21 protein-coding genes, 1 rRNA gene and 1 other RNA gene are annotated in these 25,367 nt (G+C 56.3%); 12 read left to right on the forward strand and 11 right to left on the reverse strand.

All coding sequences use genetic code 11. The features are described 5' to 3' along the window. Window positions 1-310 precede the first annotated feature (310 nt). Window positions 311-2,392, reverse strand: coding sequence for a methionine--tRNA ligase (gene metG / locus G392_RS0110200; protein WP_027010127.1), 2,082 nt, complete (start codon window positions 2,390-2,392; stop codon window positions 311-313). A gap of 95 nt (window positions 2,393-2,487) precedes the next feature. Between metG and G392_RS0110205 the strand changes: the two genes are divergently transcribed. The 5 genes from G392_RS0110205 to ssrS all read left to right on the forward strand — a co-directional run bounded on the left by G392_RS0110205 (window position 2,488) and on the right by ssrS (window position 7,568). Continuing rightward, window positions 2,488-4,428 carry an NAD(P)-binding protein gene (locus tag G392_RS0110205; RefSeq protein WP_342663321.1) on the forward strand — a complete coding sequence of 647 codons (1,941 nt, stop codon included), beginning with the start codon at window positions 2,488-2,490 and terminating at the stop codon, window positions 4,426-4,428. Window positions 4,429-4,524: 96 nt separating this feature from the next. Then, window positions 4,525-5,547 carry an NAD(P)H-dependent glycerol-3-phosphate dehydrogenase gene (locus G392_RS12795; RefSeq protein ID WP_051255692.1) on the forward strand — a complete coding sequence of 341 codons (1,023 nt, stop codon included), beginning with the start codon at window positions 4,525-4,527 and terminating at the stop codon, window positions 5,545-5,547. A gap of 7 nt (window positions 5,548-5,554) precedes the next feature. Continuing rightward, window positions 5,555-7,096 (forward strand): coiled-coil domain-containing protein, encoded by a 1,542-nt coding sequence (locus G392_RS0110215; RefSeq protein ID WP_027010129.1) that lies wholly within the window; start codon window positions 5,555-5,557, stop codon window positions 7,094-7,096. Next, entirely contained in the window at window positions 7,093-7,383 is a 291-nt protein-coding gene (locus G392_RS0110220) for a cell division protein ZapA (RefSeq protein ID WP_027010130.1), read from the forward strand. The genes G392_RS0110215 and G392_RS0110220 overlap by 4 nt, the downstream gene beginning before the upstream one ends. Before the next feature lie 2 nt (window positions 7,384-7,385). Beyond that, window positions 7,386-7,568, forward strand: a non-coding RNA gene (ssrS, locus tag G392_RS13395) — 6S RNA. Between the two features lie 300 nt (window positions 7,569-7,868). Here ssrS and G392_RS0110230 read toward each other — a convergent pair. The 7 genes from G392_RS0110230 to argC all read right to left on the reverse strand — a co-directional run bounded on the left by G392_RS0110230 (window position 7,869) and on the right by argC (window position 14,417). Next, a complete protein-coding gene (locus tag G392_RS0110230) occupies window positions 7,869-9,200 on the reverse strand; it encodes a M16 family metallopeptidase (protein WP_027010132.1) in 1,332 nt (443 codons plus the stop codon). Between the two features lie 66 nt (window positions 9,201-9,266). Then, window positions 9,267-9,734 carry a hypothetical protein gene (locus G392_RS0110235; RefSeq protein WP_156900914.1) on the reverse strand — a complete coding sequence of 156 codons (468 nt, stop codon included), beginning with the start codon at window positions 9,732-9,734 and terminating at the stop codon, window positions 9,267-9,269. Between the two features lie 67 nt (window positions 9,735-9,801). Then, a complete protein-coding gene (locus tag G392_RS0110240) occupies window positions 9,802-10,263 on the reverse strand; it encodes a hypothetical protein (protein WP_027010134.1) in 462 nt (153 codons plus the stop codon). A gap of 189 nt (window positions 10,264-10,452) precedes the next feature. Further along, entirely contained in the window at window positions 10,453-11,307 is an 855-nt protein-coding gene (gene argB / locus G392_RS0110250) for an acetylglutamate kinase (RefSeq protein WP_027010135.1), read from the reverse strand. Window positions 11,308-11,487: 180 nt separating this feature from the next. Then, window positions 11,488-12,711: a bifunctional glutamate N-acetyltransferase/amino-acid acetyltransferase ArgJ gene (gene argJ, locus G392_RS0110260; RefSeq protein ID WP_027010136.1), complete on the reverse strand. Its 1,224-nt coding sequence runs from the start codon at window positions 12,709-12,711 to the stop codon at window positions 11,488-11,490. A 12-nt stretch (window positions 12,712-12,723) separates the two neighbouring features. Beyond that, window positions 12,724-13,350: a LysE family translocator gene (locus G392_RS12800; RefSeq protein WP_084165983.1), complete on the reverse strand. Its 627-nt coding sequence runs from the start codon at window positions 13,348-13,350 to the stop codon at window positions 12,724-12,726. 119 nt (window positions 13,351-13,469) lie between these two features. Next, window positions 13,470-14,417 carry an N-acetyl-gamma-glutamyl-phosphate reductase gene (argC, locus tag G392_RS0110270; protein ID WP_027010137.1) on the reverse strand — a complete coding sequence of 316 codons (948 nt, stop codon included), beginning with the start codon at window positions 14,415-14,417 and terminating at the stop codon, window positions 13,470-13,472. A 74-nt stretch (window positions 14,418-14,491) separates the two neighbouring features. On the opposite strand from argC, the gene G392_RS13810 reads away from it, so the two are divergent. After that, entirely contained in the window at window positions 14,492-14,782 is a 291-nt protein-coding gene (locus tag G392_RS13810) for a hypothetical protein (RefSeq protein WP_156900915.1), read from the forward strand. Further along, window positions 14,779-16,131, forward strand: a complete 1,353-nt coding sequence (gshA, locus tag G392_RS0110275; protein WP_027010138.1) for a glutamate--cysteine ligase — start codon at window positions 14,779-14,781, stop codon at window positions 16,129-16,131. The genes G392_RS13810 and gshA overlap by 4 nt, the downstream gene beginning before the upstream one ends. Window positions 16,132-16,315: 184 nt before the next feature. On the opposite strand, the gene G392_RS0110280 is transcribed toward gshA, so the two are convergent. From G392_RS0110280 to G392_RS0110290, 3 genes are all read right to left on the reverse strand, one after another. Beyond that, window positions 16,316-17,062 carry a J domain-containing protein gene (locus G392_RS0110280; protein ID WP_027010139.1) on the reverse strand — a complete coding sequence of 249 codons (747 nt, stop codon included), beginning with the start codon at window positions 17,060-17,062 and terminating at the stop codon, window positions 16,316-16,318. Window positions 17,063-17,470: 408 nt separating this feature from the next. Next, the gene (gene dnaG, locus G392_RS0110285; RefSeq protein WP_027010140.1) at window positions 17,471-19,240 is read right to left on the reverse strand and encodes a DNA primase; all 1,770 of its coding nucleotides are present in this window, start codon (window positions 19,238-19,240) and stop codon (window positions 17,471-17,473) included. Next, window positions 19,237-21,252, reverse strand: a complete 2,016-nt coding sequence (locus tag G392_RS0110290; RefSeq protein WP_027010141.1) for a prolyl oligopeptidase family serine peptidase — start codon at window positions 21,250-21,252, stop codon at window positions 19,237-19,239. The genes dnaG and G392_RS0110290 overlap by 4 nt, the downstream gene beginning before the upstream one ends. A 114-nt stretch (window positions 21,253-21,366) precedes the next feature. On the opposite strand from G392_RS0110290, the gene G392_RS0110300 reads away from it, so the two are divergent. The 5 genes from G392_RS0110300 to G392_RS0110325 form a co-directional block, all read left to right on the forward strand. Continuing rightward, window positions 21,367-21,786 carry an OsmC family protein gene (locus G392_RS0110300; RefSeq protein WP_027010142.1) on the forward strand — a complete coding sequence of 140 codons (420 nt, stop codon included), beginning with the start codon at window positions 21,367-21,369 and terminating at the stop codon, window positions 21,784-21,786. A 323-nt stretch (window positions 21,787-22,109) separates the two neighbouring features. Next, complete coding sequence (locus G392_RS0110305) at window positions 22,110-24,170, forward strand: carbon starvation CstA family protein (RefSeq protein ID WP_027010143.1); 2,061 nt, start codon at window positions 22,110-22,112, stop codon at window positions 24,168-24,170. Next, window positions 24,167-24,367, forward strand: coding sequence for a YbdD/YjiX family protein (locus tag G392_RS12805; RefSeq protein ID WP_034335131.1), 201 nt, complete (start codon window positions 24,167-24,169; stop codon window positions 24,365-24,367). Before G392_RS0110305 ends, G392_RS12805 begins: the two co-directional genes overlap by 4 nt. Before the next feature lie 81 nt (window positions 24,368-24,448). Then, window positions 24,449-24,907 carry a hypothetical protein gene (locus tag G392_RS0110315; RefSeq protein ID WP_027010144.1) on the forward strand — a complete coding sequence of 153 codons (459 nt, stop codon included), beginning with the start codon at window positions 24,449-24,451 and terminating at the stop codon, window positions 24,905-24,907. Between the two features lie 357 nt (window positions 24,908-25,264). Next, a 16S ribosomal RNA gene (locus G392_RS0110325) occupies window positions 25,265-25,367 on the forward strand; the annotation flags it as partial.

Genomic DNA, 25,367 nt, shown 5'->3' on the forward strand with positions numbered 1-25,367 from the left:
ATCAATCATTTCAACTATAGTTGATTAAAATCGTAACGATACGGCGTTGCCAACGCCCTTATGTACTACCCGTACACGGCGGGCGTTGCCGCCTTGTCTCGTTTTTATTTTTATCAACTATATATCATCAATTGACTGAAAAAACGCTGTGCTGTCATTTCCACCTGCGCGGGAATCCGAGTCAAAGCACGACAAACCTTGATAAAACATCGCTTGCCAAGCATTGCACAGTGGATTCCCGCCTACGCGGGCATAACGGCGTATTTTTATATTGCACTGATTTTCAGTAAGAATTTGAATGATGACACGCCTAGCCGACCTTATCGCCCGCCTGCGCCCCCGCGTGCGCTTCCAGCAAATGCAACTTGCCGTCCGCGCCCGCCGCCGACAAAATCATGCCCTCCGACACGCCGAATTTCGCCATTTTACGCGGCGCGAAATTCGCCACCGCAATCACCGTTTTGCCAATCAAAACCGCAGGTTCGGGATAGCTGGCGGCGATGCCCGAAAAAATCGTGCGCTGTTCAAAACCGAAATCCAAGCTGAATTTCAACAACTTGCTGCTGCCTTCCACCGCTTCGCAGTTCAGCACCTTTGCCACGCGCATATCCACCTTCAAAAAGTCGTCAAACGAACATTGCGCGGCAACCGGCTCGTAAGCCGATGATTGGGCTTCGTTTTGTTCGGGCGCGGGCGCGGCGGCTTTGTTGGCTTCAATCAAATCGTTCACTTGTTTTTCCTCGATTCTGTGCATTAAGTGTTTGTAGGGATTGATGATGTGGTTTTCAGACAGCGTGCGCGTGCTATCCTGCCACGTCAGCGTGTCCACATTCAAAAACGCGGCGGCCTGTTGTGCCACTTTCGGCAGCACGGGCGACAAATACACCGACAAGATTTTAAAAGCGTTAATCAATTCGCTGCACACCTCGTGCAAACGCGCCGCCTGTTCGGGCTGCTTCGCCAGCTCCCAAGGCTTGTTGGCATCGGTGTATTCGTTCACCGCGTCCGCCAGCGTCATGATGTCGCGCATGGCTTTGGCGTATTCGCGGTTTTCGTAATCGGCGGCGATTTGTTCCGATTGTTCAACCAGTTGATTAATCAACGGGCTGCCTGAAACGTCCCGCAAACGCCCGTCAAAACGTTTGGCGACAAAGCCCGCCGCCCGCGCCGCGATATTGACGTATTTGCCGACCAAATCGCTGTTTACGCGACCGATAAAATCGTTTAAATTCAAATCAATGTCTTCAATTTTGCTGTTGAGCTTGGCGGCGATGTAGTAGCGCATCCATTCGGGATTCAGACCTTGTTCCAAATACGATTTTGCGGTGATAAACGTGCCGCGCGATTTGGACATTTTCGCGCCGTCCACCGTCAAAAATCCGTGTGCAAACACGGCGGTGGGCGCGCGGTGGCCGCTAAATTTCAGCATCGCCGGCCAAAACAGGGCGTGGAAATACAAAATGTCTTTGCCGATGAAATGATACATTTCCGCATCGCTGTCGGCGCGGAAATAATCGTCAAAATTCAAGCCGATGCGTTCGCACAGATTTTGAAACGAAGCCATATAGCCTACGGGCGCGTCCAGCCACACATAAAAGTATTTGCCGGGCGCATCGGGAATTTCAAAGCCGAAATAGGGCGCATCGCGGGAAATATCCCAATCCGACAAGGTGTTGTCGCCGTTTTCGCCCAACCATTCTTTCATTTTGTTCAGGGCTTCGGGCTGGAGGTGGGCTTGCACGCGCCCGTTTGCCAGCGTGGTGCTGCCTGCCGTCCATTCGCGCAGGTAGTCGGCGCATTCGCCTAATTTGAAAAAGAAATGTTCGGATTCGCGCAGTTCGGGTTTCGCGCCGGAGACGGCGGAATAGGGGTTAATCAGTTCGGCGGGGGTGTAAGTCGCGCCGCAGGCTTCGCAGTTGTCGCCGTATTGGTCTTGGGCGCGGCATTTGGGGCATTCGCCTTTGACGAAACGGTCGGGCAGGAACATTTGTTTTTCGGGGTCAAACAGTTGTTCAATCACGCGGCTTTCAATTTTGCCGTTGGCTTTGAGGGCGCGGTAAATCTGTTCGGAAAACTGTTTGTTTTCAGGGGAGTGGGTGCTGTAATAATTGTCGTAGCCGATGTGGAAGCCGGTGAAGTCCGCCAAGTGTTCTTCGCGCACGCGGGCAATCATGTCTTCGGGGGCGATGCCTTGTTTTTCGGCGGCGAGCATCACGGGCGTGCCGTGCGCGTCGTCGGCGCAGCAGTAGTGGCAGGTGTGGCCGCGCAGTTTTTGAAAGCGCACCCAAATATCGGTTTGGATATGCTCGACCATGTGTCCCAAGTGAATGGAACCGTTGGCGTAGGGCAGGGCGGAGGTTACGAGGATTTTGCGTTTGGGGGTGGCGGTCATGCTGTTTCCTTGCGGTGTCGGGTTGCGGGGCAACGGCAAATGATGCGCTGCGGTTTGAAATTTATCGGGTTTTTCGCGGCAATACGGGGCGCGGAGTGGGGCGATTATGCCACAAAACCGTTTGTTTGGTGGTGTTTTGGCGGCAGGGCGGCGGCGGCTTGGTCTATAATTTGGTGTTTGCAGTTGTTGTTTTGTTGTACTTTATGAGTGTCCGTTTTACCCGCCGCCGTTTTTTGGGCGGCAGTGCCGCGTTGCTGGCGGCGTCTTGCACCAACCCCGCCGCTTACCGCTTGCCCGAAAGCGATGCTTCCGCTTTGCCGTATTATCCGCCGTCTTTGTCGGGCTTGCGCGGCGACCACGACGGCAGCCAACACGCCGCACACGGCGTTGCTTTGGGCGGCAAACGCCATGCTTTGCCCGAAGATGGGGGCGAACAATGCGATTTGCTGGTGGTGGGCGCGGGCATCAGTGGGCTGACCGCCGCCTATCTCTACCGCAAAGCCAAACCCGATGCCCAAATCCTGATTCTCGACAACCACGACGATTTCGGCGGCCATGCCAAGCGCAACGAATTTGTGGTGGACGGCAAAACCCTGATTACCTACGGCGGCAGCGAGTCGCTGGACGCGCCCGAAAGCAGCTTTTCCAAAAACGCCCACGCGCTGCTGAAAGAATTGGGCGTGGACTACCGAAAATTTCATCAATATTTTCAAAAAGATTTGTATGCGAAACAATGGGGCTTGAGCAAAGGCGTGTTGTTTGGCGCGGCATCGTTCGGGCAAGATATGGTGGTGGCGGGCGATCTGAACGACCCGACAACCGCCGCCGCCGCGATTGCGCGTTTTCCGCTTCCCGAAGCCGACCGCGCCGCGCTCACCGAACTGTACACGCGCCCCAAAGACTATTTGCGCGGCAAATCACGCAAGCAAAGGCAATATTTTGCCGAAAAAACCGATTATTATGCTTTTTTGCGCGACACGGTGAAGCTGCCGCACCATGCCTTACGCTTTCTTGCCAACATCAGTTCCGAATACTGGGGACATGCCATTAACGCCGTTTCTGTGGGCGAAGCGGCGGAAAACGGCTATCCGGGAACGCAAAAACTGGCGTTGCCTGTGGAAAAAGCAGCGAAAGAACCCTACATCTACCATTTTCCGGACGGCAATGCTTCGATTGCCCGTTTGCTGGTACGCAAGCTGATTCCCGCCGCCGCTTCGGGCAGCACGATGGAAGACATCGTTACCGCGCCGTTTGACTACGCGCAATTGGACAAGCCCGAGCATCGTGTCCGTTTGCGCTTGAACAGCACCGCCGTGCATTTGGAAAACCGCGATGGCGCGGTGGCGGCGCTGTATGTCGGCAAGGACGGCGCACTCAAACGGGTGTCGGCGCGGCAGTGCGTGTTTGCCGGACACGCTGCTTTGGCGGCGCGGATTGTGCCGCAAATGCCGCAAGCGCAGCAAAACGCGATGAAAAGCAATGTGAAAATTCCGATGGTGTATGCCAAAGTGGCGCTGAAAAACGCCCGTGCGTTCAAAAAATTGGGCGTGTATTCGCTGTATGCGCCCGATGCGCCGTATTGTTTGCTGCAACTGGACGACCCCGTAAACATCGGCAGCTACCGCCACGCCGCCACGCCGGACGAACCCATCGTGCTGCACGCCGTCCGCATCGCCACCGCTTTTGACGGCGCGGACGCGCGCGCCATGTATCGCGGCGGACGGGCGCGTTTGGCGGGGCAGGACTTGGCGGCTTTGGAAGCGGAATTGCGCGGGCAGTTGGCGGGGCTGTACCGTTTGGCGGGTGAGTCTTTGGACGATGTGCTGGCGGGCATCACCTTCAACCGTTGGTCGCACGGCTACAGCTATGAGCAGGTGCCGTTGTGGGACTCTGACGAAGCCGCCGCACGCGCCACCGCGCAAATGCAAAAGCGTGTGGGCAATATCGTGATGGCGGGGACGGACGTGGCGTGGAAGCCGTATTTGCAGGACGCGGTGGAACAGGCGTTCCGTGCGGTGGCGCAGCTTGCGGCTTAAGGCGTGTGCAAACGGATATTTTTTAGCATTTTGTAAGTGTTGTGTTAGAATTGCCGTCTTGCCGTCCGTAAGGGGCGGCGGCGTGAAGGAGTCTGCATGAATATCACCGTTTTGGGGGCGGGCGCGTGGGGAACGGCGCTGGCGGTGCATTTTGCCGTACACGGTCATCGCACGGCTTTGTGGACGCGCAATCCCGAGCATGCCGCCCAAATGCGTCTGCACCGTGAAAACCGCCGCTATCTGCCCGATGTCGCGCTGCCGGCGCAATTGTCGCCGCACAGCGAGTTGGCAGACGCGTTGCGCGGTTGCGAATTGTTGTTGGCGGTCGTGCCGGTGGCGGCGTTGCGCGGCTGCATGGAAGCGGTACGCGGTGCGGGCGGGGCGGGTATTCCCGTGCTGGCGGCGTGCAAGGGCTTTGAGCCGCAAAGCGGTTTGCTGCCGTTTCAGGTGCTGGCGCAGGTGTTGCCCGACAACGGCAAAACCGGCGTGCTCTCCGGCCCGAGCTTCGCGCAGGAATTGGCGCGGCAACTGCCTTGTGCCGTGTGTTTGGCAGGCAACGATGCGGCGTGGATACGCGCCCTGTCTGCCGAACTGAATACCGCCGTGATGCGCCTGTATGCCAATGAAGACGTTGTCGGCGTGTGTGTCGGCGGCGCGGTCAAAAACGTGATGGCGATTGCCGCCGGCTTGAGCGACGGCTTGGGCTTGGGCATGAACGCCCGTGCCGCCCTGATGACGCGCGGTTTGGCGGAAATGAACCGCTTGGCGGTGGCGATGGGCGCACAGGAAACCACCATGATGGGTTTGTCGGGCATGGGCGATTTGCTGCTCACCTGCACCGGCGCACTCTCGCGCAACCGTCAAGTGGGCTTGGCGCTGGCACAAGGGCAAACCCTGCCGCAGGCGCTTGCCGCGCTCAGACACGTTGCCGAAGGCGTGCCTGCCGTTGCCGAAGTGTGCCGCGCCGCACGGCACTACCGAATCGACATGCCCGTCAGCCAAGCCCTGTTTGACCTGTTTGAAGGACGCACCGCCGCCGCCGACATCGCCGCCCGCCTGATGCGGCGCGAACCCACCGGCGAACACACCCGCGCCCCCGCACAAATTTCAGAGAAATAAAGCCACTATGAACCGCAACTTAGAACAACTTGAAAACAAACTGCGCGAGCTGATTGGCACAATCGGCACCAAACAGGCCGACTGCGACCGTTTGGCGAGCGAATTGGACGAATCGCGCCGCCAAGCACAAGAAGAAGTCGGACGGCTGCACGGCGAATTGGCGGCACAAGCTGCCGAACTGGAAGCCGAGCGCAAGAAAAAACCGGGCGACGCCGCCGCCCAAAAATTCATCGGCGAGCTGGAAGACAAACTCGCCTTTCACGAACAGCAGATTGAATTATTGGAAAAAGAGCGCGTCAATTTGCGCGACCAAATCACCTTTTTGCAAAACAACCTGCACAAATGCGAACAAGATTGGCAGCAAAAATTCGACAACGCCCAAAGCGCGTGGGAAGACAAACGCCAACAACTGGACGACCGTTGCCGCGAAAGTGCCCAATTGCTTCAGGAAAAAGAAGCGCACTGGGAAGCACTGGCACACGAGCGCGACCTGAACGCGCAAGGCAGGGAACGCGAGTGGCAGGAGCGCCTGTCGGAAAGCCAGTCGGCAGCCGAACGCCGCTACCGCGAATTGGAAGACGCCCTTCGCGCCGCCGAACGCCGTGCCGAAAAACAACTGCGCGAATGGCACGAAAAAATCAAAACGGTGGAAAACCATGCCGCCGATGAAAACGAACGCCTGCACAAACAATTACAAGCCACACAAAAGCACGCGGACGAGCGGGTGAAATCCCTGCAGCTTCAGCTTTCCGAAACCGAAAGCCGCGCCGAACACGAAATCGGCGATTTGGCACACAAGCTGCAAACCGCCCGCGACGAAGCGGAAACGCAGCGCAAAGAATGGGCGGACAAGCTGCACACCGCCGAAAAAGAATCGCAGGAATTTGAAGCCAAGCTTTATGTTGCCGAAAAAGCCGCCGACCGCCACATCAAAGAGCTGCAAAATAAAGTCAAAGAACTGCAAAACGACTTGCTCGAAACGCAGGACTTGCTGGAACACGAACGCAAGGAATTCGGTTTCCGCCTGCAAGACAGCAAAGATGCGGCAGACAAACAAATGACGGCGCTGCGCGATGAGCTCAAAGCGGCGCAACAGGCGGCGAAAGACACCGAAACGGCGTGGGCGGAAAAACTCAACCGCAACGGCGAGCAAATGGACAATCTGCGTAAAGAGTTGGCAGAAAAAGAAAACGAGCTGCAATTGCACGAAGAAAAAACGCAGCGCCGTTTGGACGAGGCACAGCACCAGCAGGCGCGTTTGAACGAGCGTTTGGCGGAGCAGTCCGAGCGGCACAAGCGCGAAACCGCGCAGCTTAAAGAACGCCACGAGCAGGAAATGAACACGGTCAGCCAAACCCTGAGCCGCCAAATCGGCAGCCTGAACGAGCAGATTAAAAACGAAAAAACCGCTTTGCAAACGCAAATGCTCAAACTCAATACCCAAAATCAGGAATACCGCAGCCTGCTTTTGCAAAGTGCGGGCGACATCCGCAAGTTGCTGGCGCGTCTGCCCGTGCAAGACGACGTGTCGGAAGGGAGTGAGCCATGAACATCGAACAAATCAACGTTTCCATTTTGAACCGCCGTTTTACCATCGGCACGCCCGAAGCGGAGCGCGGCACCTTGCTGCAGGCGGTGGATTTGCTCAATCAGAAAATCACGGCGATTCAAACCGCAGGGCGCAATATGGAAACCGATAAGGTGGTGATTATGGCGGCGCTGAACCTCACCCACGATTTGCTCAAGCAGATTAACGAAAATAAATCGTTGGCAGAAACGCAAATCGGCGGTAAAATAGACGCCCTGATTGAGTTGTGCGACAGTGCGCTCAAATAAGTTTTTCCCTGCGGTGTTCGTGAAGGCATACATTCCTTTGAACCAATAAAGTTTGCTTCAGGTTGTCGGGAGCTGCAGCAGGTGCGCGCGTTCCGCTTGCGGAATGTACCCGAAGCTGCCCGAGACGACCGCCTTGTTTACAAGGTTCAAGCGGACTCAGCCGAATCGGCATCTGCGGGGTTCTGCATCAGCACACCATCTGTTTGAAAGCAGATGGTGTGTTTTTTTAGGGCTTTAGGGCGTGTCGTCAATTGACCGGAAAACCTCTGCACCGTCATTCCCGCGCAGGTGTAGCTTGGGTTGGCGCGAAGCACAAACCCAATAAAATCCATAAATTTTCGGAAAAATGTTGGGTTTTCACTTCGTTTCAACCCAAGCTACGCTTGCTTCACAAACATCAGGCAGTAGATTCCCGCATTCGCGGAAATGACGGCGTTTTGGTATTGTGCTGATTTATAGTAGAAAAGTTTAATTGATGGCACGCCCTAGCGTTTTTTGGTTTTGGGGGCGGGGCGCGGGTCAAGCCGGACGAACACTTGCCGGCGTGGGTCGGTGAGCAGCTTGGCGGCGGCTTGAATGTCGGCGGAAGTTACCGCCGCGATGCGTTGGCGGATTTCGTGTTCGTCTGCGTGGTTGAAGCCGTGATGTTCGAGGGTGGCGATTAAGCCTGCTTGCCCTTCGATGCTGTCGCGGGCGTAAACGGCGGCAGATTCTTCGCGAATCCGCGCTCTTTGCAGTTCGTCTTCTCCCACGCCGTTGGCGGCGATGTCGGCGATTTGCGCTTCAATGGCTTGGCGCAGTCGGGTAACGGTGGCGCGTTCGGAAGGCATGGCGGCGATGGTCAGCAGTTGTGGTTGCCGTCCGAACACGGAATACGATGTGGCGATTTCCAATGCCAGTTGTTGCCCGCGAATCAGGTGTTTGTCGAAGCGGGCGGCGGTGTGTCCGTCCAGAATGTCGGTCAGCATGCTCAGGGCATAGGGCAGTTTGTCGTCCAGTTGGTGCAAGTGGGGGACGCGGTAGCCGAGCATGAACATGGGCTGTTTGGTGTTGCCGGTGGTGCGGGCGGAAGTGGCTTGGCGGATTTGGGCTTCGTCCAATTGATGACGGGCGGGAAGCGGGCGCGGGGCGATGCCGGCAAAATGCCGTTTGACTTCGGCGATGGTGCTGTGCGCGTCCACATCGCCGACAATCACCAGCAGGGCGTTGTTGGGCGCATACCATTGCGCGTACCAACGGCGCAGGTCGTTGGCGGTGAGGGTGTGCAGGTCTGCCATCGTGCCGATGACGGTGGTGCGGTTGGCGGGTTTGTCGAAGGCGCGCAATTGCAGTTGTTCGTAGAGGCTGCCCATTGGGTTGTCGTCGATGCGTTCACGGCGTTCTTCGCGTATTACTTTCATTTCGTTGGTAAATTCGGTATCGCTGAAGTTGAGGTTACGCATGCGGTCGGCTTCCAAACGCAGCACTTCGGGCAGGTGTTGTTTGGCAACGGTTTGGTGGTAAACGGTTTCGCCGTTGGCGGTATAGGCGTTGTTGTTGCCGCCCATTGCCGAGATGCGGCGGGCAAATTCGCCCGAAGGCACGGCGGGCGTGCCTTTGAACATCATGTGTTCGAGCGCGTGGCTCAAGCCGCTTTTGCCCGCGTGTTCGTCAATCGAGCCGACTTTGTACCACAACTGGACGGTGGCAACGGGGGCGCGTTTGTCTTCGCGCACGACAACGGTCATGCCGTTGGCAAGGGTTTCCCGCACGGTGTGCGCCCAAGCGGGCAGGGCAGCCGCCAACAGCAGGACGGCCGTTAAAATACTTTTTTTCATTTTGTTCCTTTTCGGTTTGTTTCGGGCAGACCGTGCGTCTAAATTTTCCATAACACGAGTCCTTATTTAAAAATCAAAAGTTGGATTAATTTGCCCTTGCCATTCGTGTAAAAAATAAGCACGAACAGCCTCTTTGATAACCGGCAAAACAGCTGTCATTTCCTCAATCTTTTTTCTCCCTTTGTCCCAAATCCAGACCAATTTAATATTTTCCCTATCATATTCCCCGTCATCGTTTTCTTGATGAATGGTAAACAAGATTTTTCTGCCATCAACATATAATAAAAAGCTATGGGCGTGTTTGCCACCTATGTATCCAGGATAAGAGCCCATTCTTAAATAACACTCTGCTTCATCATCTAAAAAAATATCTTGAAATCCTCCCCTACTGCCAAACGAAAAAAATTTATTAAAATACCCAAACACATAAACACCATACAAATAACCTCCGTTTTTCTTCATCTCCATTTCTTCATACATTCGGTATTTTTCAATCATTTCCGGTGTGGCTTGTTCATAATAAACAAAGTTCATCGGGATTCCTTTTCGGTTTGTTTCGGGCAGACCGTGCGTCTAAATTTTCCATAATACAAATCCTTATTTAAAAATCAAAAGTAAGATTAATTGGTTCTAGCCATTCGTGTAAAAAATAAGCCTGAACAGCCTCTTTGATTACCGGCAAAACAGCAGTCATTTCCTCAATCTTTTTTTTCCCTTTGTCCCAAATCCAGACCAATTTAATATTTTCTTCATCATATTCTCCTTCATCATTTTCCTGATGAATGGTAAACAAGATTTTTCTGCCATCAACATATAACAAAAAGCTATGAACGTGTTTGCCACCCATATATCCGGGCACCGAACCTATTCTGAAATAACATTCTGCTTCATCATCTAAAAAAATATCGCGGAAACCCACCCTGATACCAAATGCAAATTTGCGTGTAAAACCCGTACGAATACCATACAAATAACCTCCGCTTATTGTCATCTCCCTTTCTTCATACATTCGGTATTTTTCAATCATTTTCGGTGTGGCTTGTTCATAATAAACAAAGTTCATCGGGATTCCTTTTCGGTGTGTATGTTTTGCTCATGAAATATAAAAAATGCCGTTATGCCCGCGAATGCGAAAGTCCACTGCCCGATGTTTGGTAAGCGGTGTTTTAAGCGGCGTTTGCTTGAGTTTGTTTTGGATTTCCGCATTGGCGGGCATGACGGTGCGGACGTTTCAGGCTGCCCGAAATGCCGTTTAACGGCAAAACAACGTGCCGCTTCCCTTGTGGCTGAACATTTCCAGCAAAATGGAATGCGCCACGCGCCCGTCAATAATCGCCGCTTCGTCCACGCCGCCGCGTACCGCGTCCGCACAGCATTCCACTTTCGGAATCATGCCGCCCGCGATAATGCCCTGTTCGGTGAGCGCGGCGATGTCGTTTACCGACACGCGCTCCATCAGCGTGTTTTCATCGTGGCGGTCGCGCAGCAGTCCGGCGGTGTCGGTCATGCTCACCAGTTTGGCGGCGTTCAGGGCAACGGCGATTTGTCCGGCGGCGGTGTCGGCGTTGATGTTGTAGGGCGTGCCGTGTTCGTCCGCGCCGATGGTGGCAATCACGGGAATAAAACCCGAATCCAGTGAAAATTCAATCAAATGTGTGTCCACGCGCACAATGTCGCCCACAAAGCCCCAATCCGCCGCGCCCGTGCGTTTTTCGCACAGCAGCATGCCGCCGTCAATGCCGCACAAACCGATGCCGCGCCCTTTCAGCAGCGCGACCAGACTTTTATTGACTTTGCCCGCCAACATCTGCTGCACCACGTCCATGGTTTCGCGGTCGGTAACGCGCAAGCCGTCAATAAACACGCTTTCTTTGCCAATCAGTTTCAAGCCTTGCGCGATTTCCGGCCCGCCGCCGTGCACCAGCACCACGCGGATGCCGATTTGGTTCAGCAGCAGCAAATCCTGCATCACGGCTTGTTTGAGTTCTTCGTTAATCATGGCGTTGCCGCCGTATTTCACCACGATGGTGCGGTTTTGGTATTTTTTGATGTAGGGCGCGGCTTCGCCCATGGCGCGGGCAAGGGCGTGGATTTGGGATTGGTGCATGGTGTTTGTCCTGTGGGTGGGGGAAACGGGGCGTTTCGGGTTTGCATTCAATAACAATGCCGTCATTCCCGCGCAGGTGGGAATCCACGTTGGTTTTTGACAAGCGGTAATGGATTTCCGTTTGCGCAGGAATAACGGTGTTTGGTTGCATCTTGATGATTTGTTTATTAAATTTATTAACTAGCTGCGGTAGTCGCCGTTAATCTTCACATAATCATAGCTCAAATCGCAGCCCCACGCCTGTGCTGATGCCGTGCCGTCATGCAAATCCACGTTGATGCGGATTTCGGCGGCGGACAGCACTTCGGCGGCTTCGTCTTCGCTAAACGGAAAATACGCCGAGTTTTCACACACTTTCACGCTGCCCTTGTCGCTGGCAAGCGTTAAAGACACTTTGTCGGCGGCAAAATCGCCTTCGGTGTAACCGATGGCGCACAACACGCGCCCCCAGTTGGCATCTTCGCCGAACATCGCCGCTTTCAGCAGGTCGCTGGAAATAATGCTTTTGGCAACGGCGCGGGCGCTGCGGGCATCGGGCGCGCCCTGCACGGTGCATTCCAGCAGCTTGGTGGCGCCTTCGCCGTCTGCGGCGATTTCGCGGCACGCCCACACGCAGGCAGCGTGCAAAGCGGCGCAAAACGCGGCATAAGCGGCGCTGTTTTCATCGTTGATTTCGGCATTGCCCGCCATGCCGTTGGCCTGAATCACCGCCATGTCGTTGGTGGAGGTGTCGCCGTCAATATTGATTTGGTTCAGAGTATCGTCCACCGTGGCGGACAGGGCGCGTTGCAGCAGGGCGGGGGTGATGGCGGCATCGGTGGTGATAAAGGTGAGCATGGTCGCCATATTCGGGTTAATCATGCCGCTTCCTTTGGTGATGATGCCGATGCGGCAGGGCGTGCCGTCCAAATCAAAGGCAAGGGCGTGGCTTTTCGGACGGGTGTCGGTGGTCATCACCGCTTCGGCAGCGTCTGCGCCGCCGTCTGCCGACAATACCGACACGGCGGCGGGAATGCCCTGTTCAAATGGCGCAAGCGGCAAAGGCTGACCAATCACGCCCGTTGAGGCAATCACAATTTCTTCAGGCAGCACGCCCAACGCCCGCGCCGCCAGTTCGCAACATTGCTCGGCAATCTGCAAACCATCGGGATTGCAGGTGTTGGCATTGCCGCTATTGCACAGCACGGCGCGGCTGAAACCGTCCGCCAAATGACGGCGCGTCAAGGCAAGCGGTGCGCCCTGAACTTTGTTGCGGGTGTAAACGGCGGCGGTGGCGGCGGCGCAATCGCTGACAATCAAAGCCAAATCGCGTTTGTTTTTATTTTTACGGATACCGCAATGAATGCCGGCGGCACGGAAACCTTGCGGGGCGCAAACGCCGCCGTTGATGGGGGTGTGGGTCATGGTTTTTCCTTTTTAAACAATAAATAAAGTGGCAGACGTGCGCCACAGCGCATACGCGCCGAAACCGCCGAACAACAGGGCGCACAGGCTTTGCACGGCGGTTTGGCGCGGCGGGGTCATCAGCTTGGCGATGCCCAAACCGTAGGCGGTCAGCACCGCGTAATCCAGCACGCACCACAATGCCGTTAGCACCAGCATCGCAGGCAGCAAATCCATCTGCAAACGGCTCACAAACGGCGGGAAAAAGGTCATAAAAAACAAAACGTCTTTCGGATTGGAAATCCCCACCGCAAAGGCGTTGGCAAAGATTTTACCGTATTGTGCGGGCTGTGCGGCGCGGGCGGCGGCGTGGTGGTCGCGGCGGGTGCGCCACAGTTGGAAACCGTAATAAATCAAATAAATACTGCCCACCAACGCCAAATAATCCAAAAACCGCGCATTCGCGCTGCCGATGCCCGCCAACATCGCGCCCGCCGCCGCAATCAGGCACAGCGAAGCGGCATTCGTTCCCGCCACCGCGCACAACGCGCCTTTCAAACCGCGCCGCGATGCTGCGTCCACCACCGCCAGATTGACGGGGCCGGGGATAATCAGAAACAGCAGCACGGTGGCGGTGTAAGTGGTTAATATGGAAAGCATGTTTTTCCTTAATCAGGTCGTCATTCCCGCGCAGGCGGGAATCCATTTCAATCAATGGCAAAAATGGTTTTGATGGTTCAAACTTGGATTCCCGCCTGCGCGGGAATGACGGAAGAAGTTCACGCTGCCTGAACCACCAGCTCCGCCGTTTCCTCGCGCCCCAGCATCAAATTCATACACTGCACCGCCGCGCCCGATGCGCCCTTGCCGAGATTGTCAAAACGGGCGCACAGCAGCACCTGTTCATCGTTGCCCGACACAAAAATTTCCATGCCGTCTTCGCCCGCGCGGGCGTTGGCGGCGAGCATGCCGTCCGCTTGCGCGGTGTTGAACGGGTGCACGCGCACCATTGCTTCGCCCGCGTAATAATCGGCAAACAGTTTCGCCGCCGCTTCGCCGTTTGCACCGTTCAAATCTTTGACGGCAAACGGAATGCTCACCAACATGCCGCAATAGTAATCCGCCACAACGGGCGTAAACACGGGCGGTGCGGACAAGCCGCATTGCGCTTGGATTTCGGGCAAATGTTTGTGTTGCAAGGATAATCCGTAGATGCGCGGCGCGGACAAGGCTTCGGGGCGGTCGGGCGCGGCGTAGTCGGCAATCATGGTTTTGCCGCCGCCCGAATAGCCGGTGAGCGAATGGCAGACGGGTTGCGCGGTGTCGGGCAACAAACCGCATTCGCGCAAGGGTTTCAACAGGGCGATAATCCCGCTTGCGTGGCAGCCGGGTACTGCCAAGCGCTTGGCGGAACGGATTTTTTCGCGCCGACCGTGCAGTTCGGGGAAGCCGTACACCCAATCGGGCGCGGTGCGGTGGGCGGTGGAGGTGTCGCAAATCCGTGCCGATGCGGGCGCAAGCGACACGGCTTCGCGGGCGGCGGCATCGGGCAGGCACAAAAAGGTCAAATCAGCTTGCGCCATCATTTCGGCGCGGGCGGCGGGGTCTTTGCGCCGCGCTTCGGGCAGACGCAGCAGGGTGATGTCGTCTGCCGCACCCAAGCGTTCTTCAATCCGCAAACCGGTGGTGCCGGCCGCGCCGTCAATAAAGATGGTGTGTGTCGTCATGGCGGGATTCGGTTTGGAGCGTGTCATCAATTGAGCATACCGCCATTCCCGCAAATGCGGGAATCCACCGCACAATGACCGACAAACAATGGTTTATCAAGGTTTGTTTCAATTTGTCGTTGGCTTCCCGATTGTGCGGGAATAACGGTGCAAAGGTTGTTCGGTTAATTGATAACGCGCCCCAGATGGCTGAACAAAACGGCAATATTGCAACAGATAACAGCCGAATGCCAGCGTTTTTTGCCCCCGCAGTGCGACAAAGCGTCATATCGCAAATAACAAACTGTTTTAACAAATCAAAACCACGCCGTCCCCATTTGCCCTATAATCGCCCTTTTCTGCCGACCCGAAAGGAAACGCCGTGATTCTCCCCGACATCGCCCCCGAACGCGCCGCCGCACTGCGCCGTTTTGAACAAACTGTTCTGGAAAACCAAGTCAAAATCGAATCGTGGTTCCGCCGCAAGTGGCACGCGCACCGCCCGCCGTTTTACGGCTCGGTGGACATCCGCAACGCGGGCTACAAACTCGCCTCGATTGACATGAATTTGTTTCCGGGCGGCTTCAACAACCTCAATCCCAACTTTATCCCGCTCGCCGCCATCGCCGCCCAAGACGCGGTGGAACGCGCCTGCGAAAACGCCCGTTCCGTGCTGCTGATTCCCGAAAACCACACCCGCAACACCTTCTATTTGCAGAATGTTCACGCTTTGGCGGGCATTTTGCAAAACGCCGGTTTTGCCGTGCGCATCGGCACGCTCAACCCCGAAATCAGCGCACCGACCGAACTGACCACCGCTTTGGGCGACACCGTTACGCTGGAACCCGTGCGCCGCACCCGCGACCGCGTGCATCTGGCGGACGGATTTTCACCGTGTTTGGTTTTGCTGAACAACGACTTGTCGGGCGGCGTGCCGGAAATGCTGCAAGGCATCGCCCAAACCGTGCTGCCGCCCCTGCACGGCGGTTGGACGACCCGCCGCAAAACCGCGCATTTTGCCGCTTATGACGGCGTGGCCGCCGAGTTTGCCGAACTCATCGGCGTGGACGTGTGGGACATCAATCCTTATTTTGAACGCATTGCCGGGCTGGATTTCCACGAGCGTGCGGGCGAAGACGCGCTGGCGGAAGCCGTTGGGCGCGTGTTGGCGAAAATCCAAGCCAAATACGATGAAAAAGGCATTAGCGACCAACCATTTGTGATTGTCAAAGCCGATGCCGGCACTTACGGCATGGGCGTGATGAGCGTGAAATCCGCCGATGAGGTGCGCGGGCTGAACCGCAAAAACCGCAATAAAATGGCGAAAGTCAAAGAAGGTTTGGAAGTCAGTGAAGTGATTGTTCAGGAAGGGATTTACAGCCACGAAACTTTAAACGGTGCGGTGTGCGAACCGGTGGTGTATATGATGGACAGGTTTGTCATCGGCGGATTTTTCCGCGTACACGAGGGGCGCGGCAACGATGAAAACCTGAACGCGGGCGGCATGACCTTTGTGCCGCTCAACGAGAGCATTCCTTCGGCGGGCAGCGCCACCGATGCGGAAACGCAGGCTGCCTGCCAACGCGTGTTCGCGCAATGGGACGAGATGGGCATTCCGCGCCCCGACCCGGAAAATCCCGACAGCATCGGCAACCGTTTGTATGTTTACGGCGTGTTGGCGCGGTTGTCGCTGTTGGCGGCGGCGGCGGAGTTGGAGCAGACCAAGCCTGATTGAAACATATTATCACTTGATTGCAAAACCGCCGTCCGTCATTCCCGCGCAGGCGGGAATCCATCACTGTTTATCAGCAAGCGTGTGTTCCGACAATGTTTGTGTGGTTTCAACGTGGATTCCCGCCTGCGCGGGAATGACGGTATTTTTTATCACAACGCTTGTGGTTCGGGTGGACAACAAAAAATCAATCTTCTTTCATCAGAAATAAAACCAACAGCATAACCATGCCCGCGCCGACATTCAGATAAAAACCGAATTCGGTTTTCAGTATCGCGGAAGCCAAATTGCCCAAATCCGCCAAACCGGTGTGTTCGTTAAATTTGCTGTAAATTTTTTGGCGCACCGCAATATTGCCGCCCAAACTTGACAAAGCCAAAACAGCCATGCCGGTTTTGGTGCGTCCGTCAAAGGCAGATGCGCGGGTAAGAAACATGGATAGCGCGATTGATGCAAATGCAACGAAAGAAAACCACGCCTGCTTGTTTTGTGAACCATTTAAGCTGCCGACAATCGGCATGCTGTACCACGGCAGAAAAATAGACAAGGCACCAATCAGCGACAACCCCAAAATAATCAGTTTTTTCAATCGGAAACCACAGTACAAATCATCAGAGAGCTTGTTTTTGCGGCGGGTGCTGCGGCGTGATGCACCCGTTTCAACTTGGTTTGGCTGTGCCAATGCTTCCGCAACCGCTTGGGTGGCGACTTCGCGGGCGATTTCGGTTATCAAACCGGTCAGCACTTCGGGATTTTCCGCATAGAGTCTTTGCGTATATTGCGCGCGGGTTTTGGGATTCAGCAGCCATTCTTTGCATTTTTGCAGTTCTTCCAAAGGCACGCTTTGTCTTTGGGCGGCGCGGGTAATCGCTTTTTGGATTTCTGCGGCATCGGCATCGGGGCGCACGCCCAAACGGGCAAACAGGTTAATCATCGTTATCATTCCTTAATGCTGGAAAAACAGATTCTCACACAAACAGCGTAGGGTGTGTTATTGTTTGAATTTTTATAATTAAAAATTAGTGTGATATAAAAACTGCCGTCATTCCCGCGAATGCGGGAATCCACTGCCCGATGACCTGTAGGCAATGTTTTTGCTTTGACTCGACTTCCCGTCTGCACCGTCATTTCCGCGCAGGTGTAGCTTGGGTTGGCGCTAAGCGCAAACCCAACAAAATCCATAAATTTTTGGAAAAATGTTGGGTTTTCACTTCGTTTCAACCCAAGCTACGCTTGCTTCACAAACATCAGGCAGTGGATTCCCGCATTCGCGGAAATGACGGCGTTTTGGTATTATACTGAATACTGATTTTATGGTAGAAAATTTAATTGGTGACACGCCCTAGCTTTTGGCGGTCAGCAGATACAGCAGAAGCTGTTTTTCTTCGGCATTCAGCCCTTGTTCGCCGTGTTTTTGTTTCAGGCGGTTGATTTGGGTGTTTTTCAGTTCGCCCAGCAGTCGGGTCATGCCTTCGCGGAAGGCTTGTTCTTGTTCGGCGGTGGGGGTGTCGGTGTGGTCGGGCGGGGCGTGTTGCAGCAGGTGGTGCAGCAGGGGGGCAAACGGGCTGTCGCGGAAGTGTTCCAAAATTTGGGCGGGGCTGCTGGCGGGGCGGGTGCGGCAGAAGGCGGAAAGGGCGTTCAGGCAGGCGAGGTCGTGTTCGGCGCTCAGGTAGTCGGGCAGGGCGGCGTGTTGCGCCCATGTCGGGCAAAACAGCAGGTCGCGGATTTGTTTTTGCACGAGTGATAAAACGGGTGTTTGGCGTTGCGGTTGCGGCGGGGGCAGGGTGTAGCGTTTGGCGGGGTCGGGGCGGGGCGGTTGGGCGCGTCCGAGCAGTTGTGCCAAGTTGGCGGGGTCGATGCCGACCCGTTGCCCGAGTTCTTGCTGGAGCAGAAATGCCAAGGTGGGCGCGGCGGTTTTGGCAAGCAGGGGGGCGGTGCGTTTGACGAGGTCGGCTTTGCCTTCTTGGGTGTTCAGGTCGGTGTGTTCGGTGAGGGCGTCCCAAAAGTAGGCGGAAAGGGCTTGGCTTTGGTGCAGCAGGGCGTCTTCAAAGGCGGTGGCGCCGTATTCGCGCACGTAGCTGTCGGGGTCGTGCGGGTCGGGCAGCAGCAGAAAATGCAGGGATTTGCCGTCTTGCAGTTGGGGCAGGGCGTTTTCCAATGCGCGCCATGCGGCGGCGCGTCCGGCGCTGTCGCCGTCAAAGCAGAAGTAGATGTCGTCGCATTGGCGCATCAGGATTTTGATGTGGTCGGCGGTGGTGGCGGTGCCGAGGGCGGCAACGGCGTAGCCGATGCCCGCTTGTGCCAGTGCCACCACGTCCATATAGCCTTCGACCACCACAATCCGTTTGGCTTCGCGCACGGCGTGGCGGGCTTCGTACAGCCCGTACAGGTGTTTGCCTTTTTCAAACAGGGGGGTGTCGGGGGAGTTGAGGTATTTGGGTTTGGCATCGCCCAGCACGCGCCCGCCAAAGCCGATGACTTGTCCGCCGGCGTTGCGAATCGGAAACATGATGCGGTTGCGGAAGCGGTCGTAACGGCGTTTGCCGTCTTCGTGGTCGATGACCATGCCGCTTTCGGCAAGGGCGGGGTCGGTGTAGTCGGCAAATATTTGTGCCAAGGGCTGCCACGCATCGGGGGCGTAGCCCAAGCCGTAGCGTTCGCACACGGCGGGGTCGAGTCCGCGCTGTGCCAGATATGCCCGTGCCTGCGGCCATTTGCCGAGCTGGTCGCGGTAGAAGCGGGCGGCGTTTGCCGTCAGTTGCGCCAAAGTGTGTTGTTTTTCGCGGCGCATCTGCCGTTGCGTCTGCTGTTCGGGCGTGGCGGCGCGGGGGACGGTCAAGCCGATGCGGTCGGCGAGAAACTGCACCGCATCGACAAAGCCCAAGCCCTGATATTCCATCACAAAGCCGATGGCGGAACCGTGCGCCCCGCAGCCGAAGCAGTGGTAAAACTGTTTGGACGGACTCACGGAAAACGATGCCGATTTTTCTTTGTGGAACGGACAGCACGCCATGTAGTTCGCGCCGCTTTTTTTGAGCGGAAGGTAGCTGTCGATGATGTCTACGATATCGGTTTTTGCCAGCAGTTCGTCAATGAAGCTTTCGGGAATCATGATGCGATGTGTCCGTGCAAAAAGCGCAAAATGCAGGCAAATTCGGCGGCGCTGTGCTCTTGGGTGGCGTTGCCCGTGTGTCCGCCGTGTTCGGGCGCGTACAGCCACACGCGGGCGCAGGGCGTTTGGCGCAGCTTGGCATAAAATTTGAGCGCGTGGGCGGGGTGGACGCGGTCGTCGCTCAAGCTGGTGGTCAGCAATACGGGCGGGTAAGCGGTTTGTCCGTCAAGGTTGTGGTAGGGCGACAAGCGTGCCAAATGGGGGCGGTCGTGTTCGTTGTCGGGGTTGCCGTATTCTTCCAGCCAGCTTGCGCCCGCCGACAGGCGGTGATAACGCAGCATGTCGGTAAGCGGCACTTCGCACACCAGTGCGCCGATGCGTTGCGGGGCGCGTACCGTTGCCGCCGCGCACACCAAGCCGCCGTTGCTGCCGCCCTGAAATGCGGTGCGCTCGGGCGTTGCCAACCCCCGTGCGTACACATCTTCCGCCACCGCCAGCAAATCGTCCGCACTTTTGTGTTTGTGTTCGCGCACCGCCGCTTCGTGCCAACCGGCAAACTCGCCGCCGCCGCGAATGTTTGCCAACACAAACGCCCCGCCGTTTGCCAGCCAATGCCTGCCGATGCTGCCCAAATAATGCGGCAGCTCCGCCACGTCAAACCCGCCGTAGGCATAAATGACGGTGGGCGTGTCGGCACCGTCATCATTGCGCCCGACCCGATAATACGGAATGCGCGTGCCGTCTGCGGAAACGGCGTGGTGCTGCACCACGTCCATGCCCTGCGGGTCGAACTGCGCGGGCTGGCGGCGCATCACGCACAATTCCATCACATTCAAATCCAGCGCATACAGCGTCAAAGGCGTGAGAAAACCGCTTGCCGCCAAATACAGCACATCGCCCCCCCAAGGCTGGTCGGTGATTTCCACCGCCCCGCCGGGCAGCGCGGGCAAATCCTGCGTCTGCCACTGCCCGTCCTGCCAACGCCAGCCGCGCAGCGTTCCCGCCACATTGTCCGACACGCACGCCACCACAAAACGCTTGGTGGTTTCCACACTTTCCAGTGCCTGACGTTCGTTCGGCACAAACAGGGTGTGCGCCGCGCCCGTGCCGTATTTGTCCAGCTTCACCGCCAACAACGCGCCCGCAGGATAATGCCTGTTGGCGCGTTGCCACGCGCCTTTCAAACGCACCAGCAACTGCCCCGCCAAATAGCCGCAGATTTCCGCATCTTCGGGCAGATTCAGCTTGTGCGTGCTGCCATCTGCCGCGATGCGGAAATAGCTTTTGCGGAAAAAGCCCGTTGCCGCTTCCAGCAAATCCACCGGCGCACCCTGACCGTCCAGATAACGCCATGCGTGTACCATTACCCCGTCCGTGTCCATGCGGTACACCAACTGCGCTTGTTCAAAGGTTTGTCCGCGCCGCATCAGCCACACTTCGCGGGGGTAGCCCGAAGCGGTCAATTGTTCCGCGTCCCAAGCGGGGCAGACCCACAGGCTGTTTTCATCGCGCCAGGCAATGTGGCTTTTGGCGGCGGGAAAGTGGAAACCCTGTTCCACCAGTTTGCCCGATGCCAAATCAAATTCCAAAGTATAAGCGGCGTCGCCCCCGCCCGCGCTCAGGCTCAACAGCACCCGTTCCGGACGTTCCACATAATGCGACACGCCGTCCAGATACACGTCATCGTTCAGCAGCGCGTCAAAATCCGCCACCGCAAACAGTACCTGCCAATCGGGTATGCCCGCACGGTAGGACGCGGACGAACAGACGCGGTACACGCCTTTGGGGTGTTCCGCGCTTTGGTGGAAGTGGTACATTTTGGCGCGGTGTTCTTGGCAAAACGGAATTTGCCGTTCATCGCGCAGCAGTGCGGCAACGTCGTTTTTGATGTCGTCAAACGCGGTGTCTGCGGCAAAGCGTGCCAAAGTTTCGGCATGGGCGGCGCGGGCAAAATCACGGGTGGCGGGGTCGTGCAGATTTTCCAAAGCGGCAAAAGGGTCGTGGCACGTCATGGCAGTCGGTGTCGGTATCAAAGCGCGGGATTATAGCGGGCGGTGCGGTTTTTTGATACCCGAGCGGCAAGGCGCGTGTTACACTGTGTTTTTTGACCCGAAATGGGAACAACCATGAAAATTACCAGCGAATGGGTGAGCGGACGCTGCTTTGCCGCCACCAACGAAAGCGGACACAGCATTTTGAGCGACGGCGCGGCGGCGGGCGAGGGCAAACGCGCCCCCAGCCCGATGGAGCTGCTGCTGATGGGCATTGCGGGCTGTTCGGGGATTGACGTGGTGGAAATTTTGCAAAAACAGCGTCAGGATATTCGTGCCTGCACCGCCGCCGTCAGCGCGGAACGTGCCGACAGCGTGCCGAAAGTGTTTACCAAAATCCACATTCATTTCAAAGTGGCGGGCGCGGGCATCAAGGCGGAAGCGGTGGAACGGGCGGTAAAACTGTCGGCGGAAAAATACTGTTCCGCGTCCATTATGTTGGGCAAGGCGGCGGAAATCAGCCACAGTTTTGAGGTGGAAGACACGGCGGCGTAGGGCGTGTCATCAATTAGCCGAAAAAACGCCGCACCGTCATGCCCGCGAATGCGGGAATCCAAGCCGAAGCGCGACAAACCTTGATGCAACATCGCTTGCCAAGCATCGGGCAGTGGATTTCCGCCTGCGCGGGAATGACGGTGTTTGTTATATTGCACTGATTTTCTAGGTACAAAAATTTAAATGATGACGCGCCCCAAAATTTGATTTCGCGCCAATTCCGGCACGGATTGTCTGTTAATTTGTGCAAAAATGGATTATGCTTAACGGTGTTTCAATCGGTTTGAAACACCGTTTTTACGTTTCTTTTTCGGATAATGATTATGAACAAGCTCAAAGATTTGCTGATTTGGGGCTTGGTGGTGCTGGTGGGGGTGGCTTCGTTTACCACGCTGGCATTGCACCGTGGCGAACAGGTCAGCGCGATTTGGATGGTATCGGCGGCGGTGTCGGTGTACTGCGTCGCCTACCGCTACTACAGCCTTTACATCGCCAAAAACGTGATGCAGCTCGACCCGAACCGCCTCACGCCCGCCGAACGCCATAATGACGGTTTGGACTATGTGCCGACCCACAAAGGCGTGTTGTTCGGACACCACTTTGCCGCGATTGCGGGCGCGGGGCCTTTGGTGGGGCCGGTATTGGCGGCGCAGATGGGCTATCTGCCCGGCACGCTGTGGATTATTTTCGGCGTGGTGTTTGCGGGCGCGGTGCAGGACATGATGGTGCTGTTCGTGTCCATGCGGCGGGACGGCAAGTCTTTGGGCGACATCGTGAAACAGGAACTCGGCACCGTGCCGGGCGTGATTGCCTCCATCGGTATTTTGATGATTATGGTCATCATTATGGCGGTGCTGGCGTTGATTGTGGTGAAAGCTCTGGTACACAGCCCGTGGGGGACGTTCACCATCGCCGCCACCATTCCGATTGCGCTGTTTATGGGACTGTACACGCGCTACATCCGTCCGGGCAAAATCGGCGAGATTTCCATTGTCGGCTTCGTGCTGCTGATGGCGGCGATTGTGTTCGGCGAGAAAGTGGCACAAGGCAGCTTCGGACAACTATTTGATTTGGACGGCGTGCAACTAACTTGGGCGATTATGATTTACGGTTTTGTCGCCGCCGTGCTGCCGGTGTGGTTGCTGCTGACACCGCGCGATTATCTGTCCACGTTTTTGAAAATCGGCACGATTGTCGCGCTCGCCATCGGCATTGTGGTGGTGAACCCCGCTTTGCAAATGCCGGCGGTAACGAAGTTTATTGACGGTTCGGGCCCCGTGTTTTCAGGCAGCCTGTTTCCGTTTTTGTTTATTACCATCGCTTGCGGCGCGGTGTCGGGTTTCCACGCGCTGATTTCGTCCGGCACCACGCCGAAAATGCTGGAAAACGAAACCCATGTCCGCATGATTGGCTACGGCGGCATGATTATGGAAAGTTTTGTGGCGATTATGGCTTTGGCGGCGGCGGCTTCGCTTGACCCCGGCGTGTACTTCGCCATGAACAGCCCCGCCGCCCTGATTGGCACGGACGCCGCCAACGCCGCGCAAGTGATTACCGACAAAATCGGCTTCCCCGTTACCGAAGCCGCGCTGCTGGACATGGCGAAAAACGTGGGCGAAAACACCATCTTGTCCCGCGCGGGCGGTGCGCCGACTTTGGCGGTGGGCATGGCGAACATCATGAGCCAACTGGTTTCGTCTTTGAGCATGGCGTTTTGGTACCATTTCGCGCTGCTGTTTGAAGCCCTGTTTATTTTGACGGCGGTGGACGCGGGCACGCGGGTGGCGCGGTTTATGATTCAGGACTTGGGCGGCGTGTTTTACAAACCTTTCGGCAACACCGACAGCCTGCCCGCCAACTTGGTTGCCACGCTGATGGCGGTGGCATTGTGGGGTTATTTCCTGTACACGGGCGTTACCGACCCTTTGGGCGGCATCAACTCGCTGTGGCCTTTGTTCGGCATCGCCAACCAAATGCTCGCGGGCGTGGCCTTGATTATGTGTTCGGTGGTGCTGGTGAAAATGAAGCGCGAACGCTATGTGTGGGTTACCCTCGTTCCCGCCTTGTGTGTGTTGTTCGTAACCTGCTTTGCCGGTTTGCAAAAACTGTTCCACCCCGAAGCGCGTATCAGCTTTTTGAGCCACGCCGCCAAATACGGCGATGCGGCGGCCAAAGGCGAAGTACTTGCCCCCGCCAAAAACGCCGCCGAGATGTCGCGCATCGTGTTCAACGATTATGTGAACTCCGGTTTGACCGTGTTGTTTATGGCGGTGGTGGTGATTGTGGCGGGCTATGGGCTGCGCGTGGCATTGAAAGCGCGTAAAGTGGCGTGGCCGACCGCCAAAGAAGTTCCCGCCGCATTCCGCACGGAGCAGCAGTCATGAACGTTTGGCAACACGTCAAACGCTGGCTGAACAGCGCGCGGCGCACCGCCGACCTGATGGCGGGCATGCCCGATTACGAAAGCTACGTTGCCCGCCAACGCCGCCACAATCCCAACGCGCCCGTGATGAGCGAGCAGCAGTTTCAGGACTATTGCAGCAAACGCCGTTGCGGAGCGGGCGGCGGACGCTGCTGCTGAGTCGCCATCATTCCCACACACGCACCATTGCCGTACAATTGGTGCGTTTTTCCTGTTCAACCACAAACCAAAGGAAGCACCATGCACCCGAGCAAATGGCTTTGCCTGTTTGCCCTGACCGGCACACTCTCCCCCGCCCTAGCCCAAACCCCGCCGCCCCCGCGCATCGCCTACGGCAGCGTCCACACCAACCCGTCGGGCGAACAACAACTGGAACTGAACGAAGGCAGCTACCACGCCTCGCGCCGTCAGTCCCTGTGCTGGGTTGCCGAAAACATCGGCAGCACCGCCGCACAAACCGTTGTCGAACACATCCAAACCCCCCCGCAAACCGATATTCCCGAAACCGAAAACACCCGCGTCGTCAGCAACCCCGACCGCAGCAGCCACACCATCACCACCCGCAAAACCCCCAACGCCACCGGACAATACCACACCTGCTGGCACTTCGGCGCAAACGACCCCTTTGGCGACTACCGTCTGCAAGTACACATCGGCGACATCACTTTTCCGCCCTATCCCTTCCGTTGGCAACCTTGAAAAACCGTTTTCCGCCGCACCCCAAACACCCTATGCGGCGGAAAACTCCACAAAACATCAAACAAAATTTATAATAAAAACAATCGCTATCCTATTTTCTTCCAAATTTCCCATCAAATCCTTTGACAAAGTTTGTTCATGTGCGTATAGTTCGGTTTTTCGCTGCTGCGGCGCAGAAGTTTCTTGTTGCGGTAGTGAATTTTTTATGTTTTGATTTTTTGTTTTTGCTCTTTAACAAACAGATTACCGATAAGTGCGGGTGTATTCCCGCACTGCCAAGACAGACAGACGAATGGGACTTGTTTCCCGTTTGATTTCGTCTTTCTTTTGAGCAGACCAGAATAAATTAGTCAGATTGAACATAAGAGTTTGATCCTGGCTCAGATTGAACGCTGGCGGCATGCTTTACACATGCAAGTCGGACGGCAGCGGGGAGGAGCTTGCTTCTCTGCCGGCGAGT

Origin of the sequence: Conchiformibius kuhniae DSM 17694 (genome assembly GCF_000428785.1) — a bacterium.
Taxonomy (GTDB): Bacteria; Pseudomonadota; Gammaproteobacteria; order Burkholderiales; family Neisseriaceae; genus Conchiformibius; species Conchiformibius kuhniae.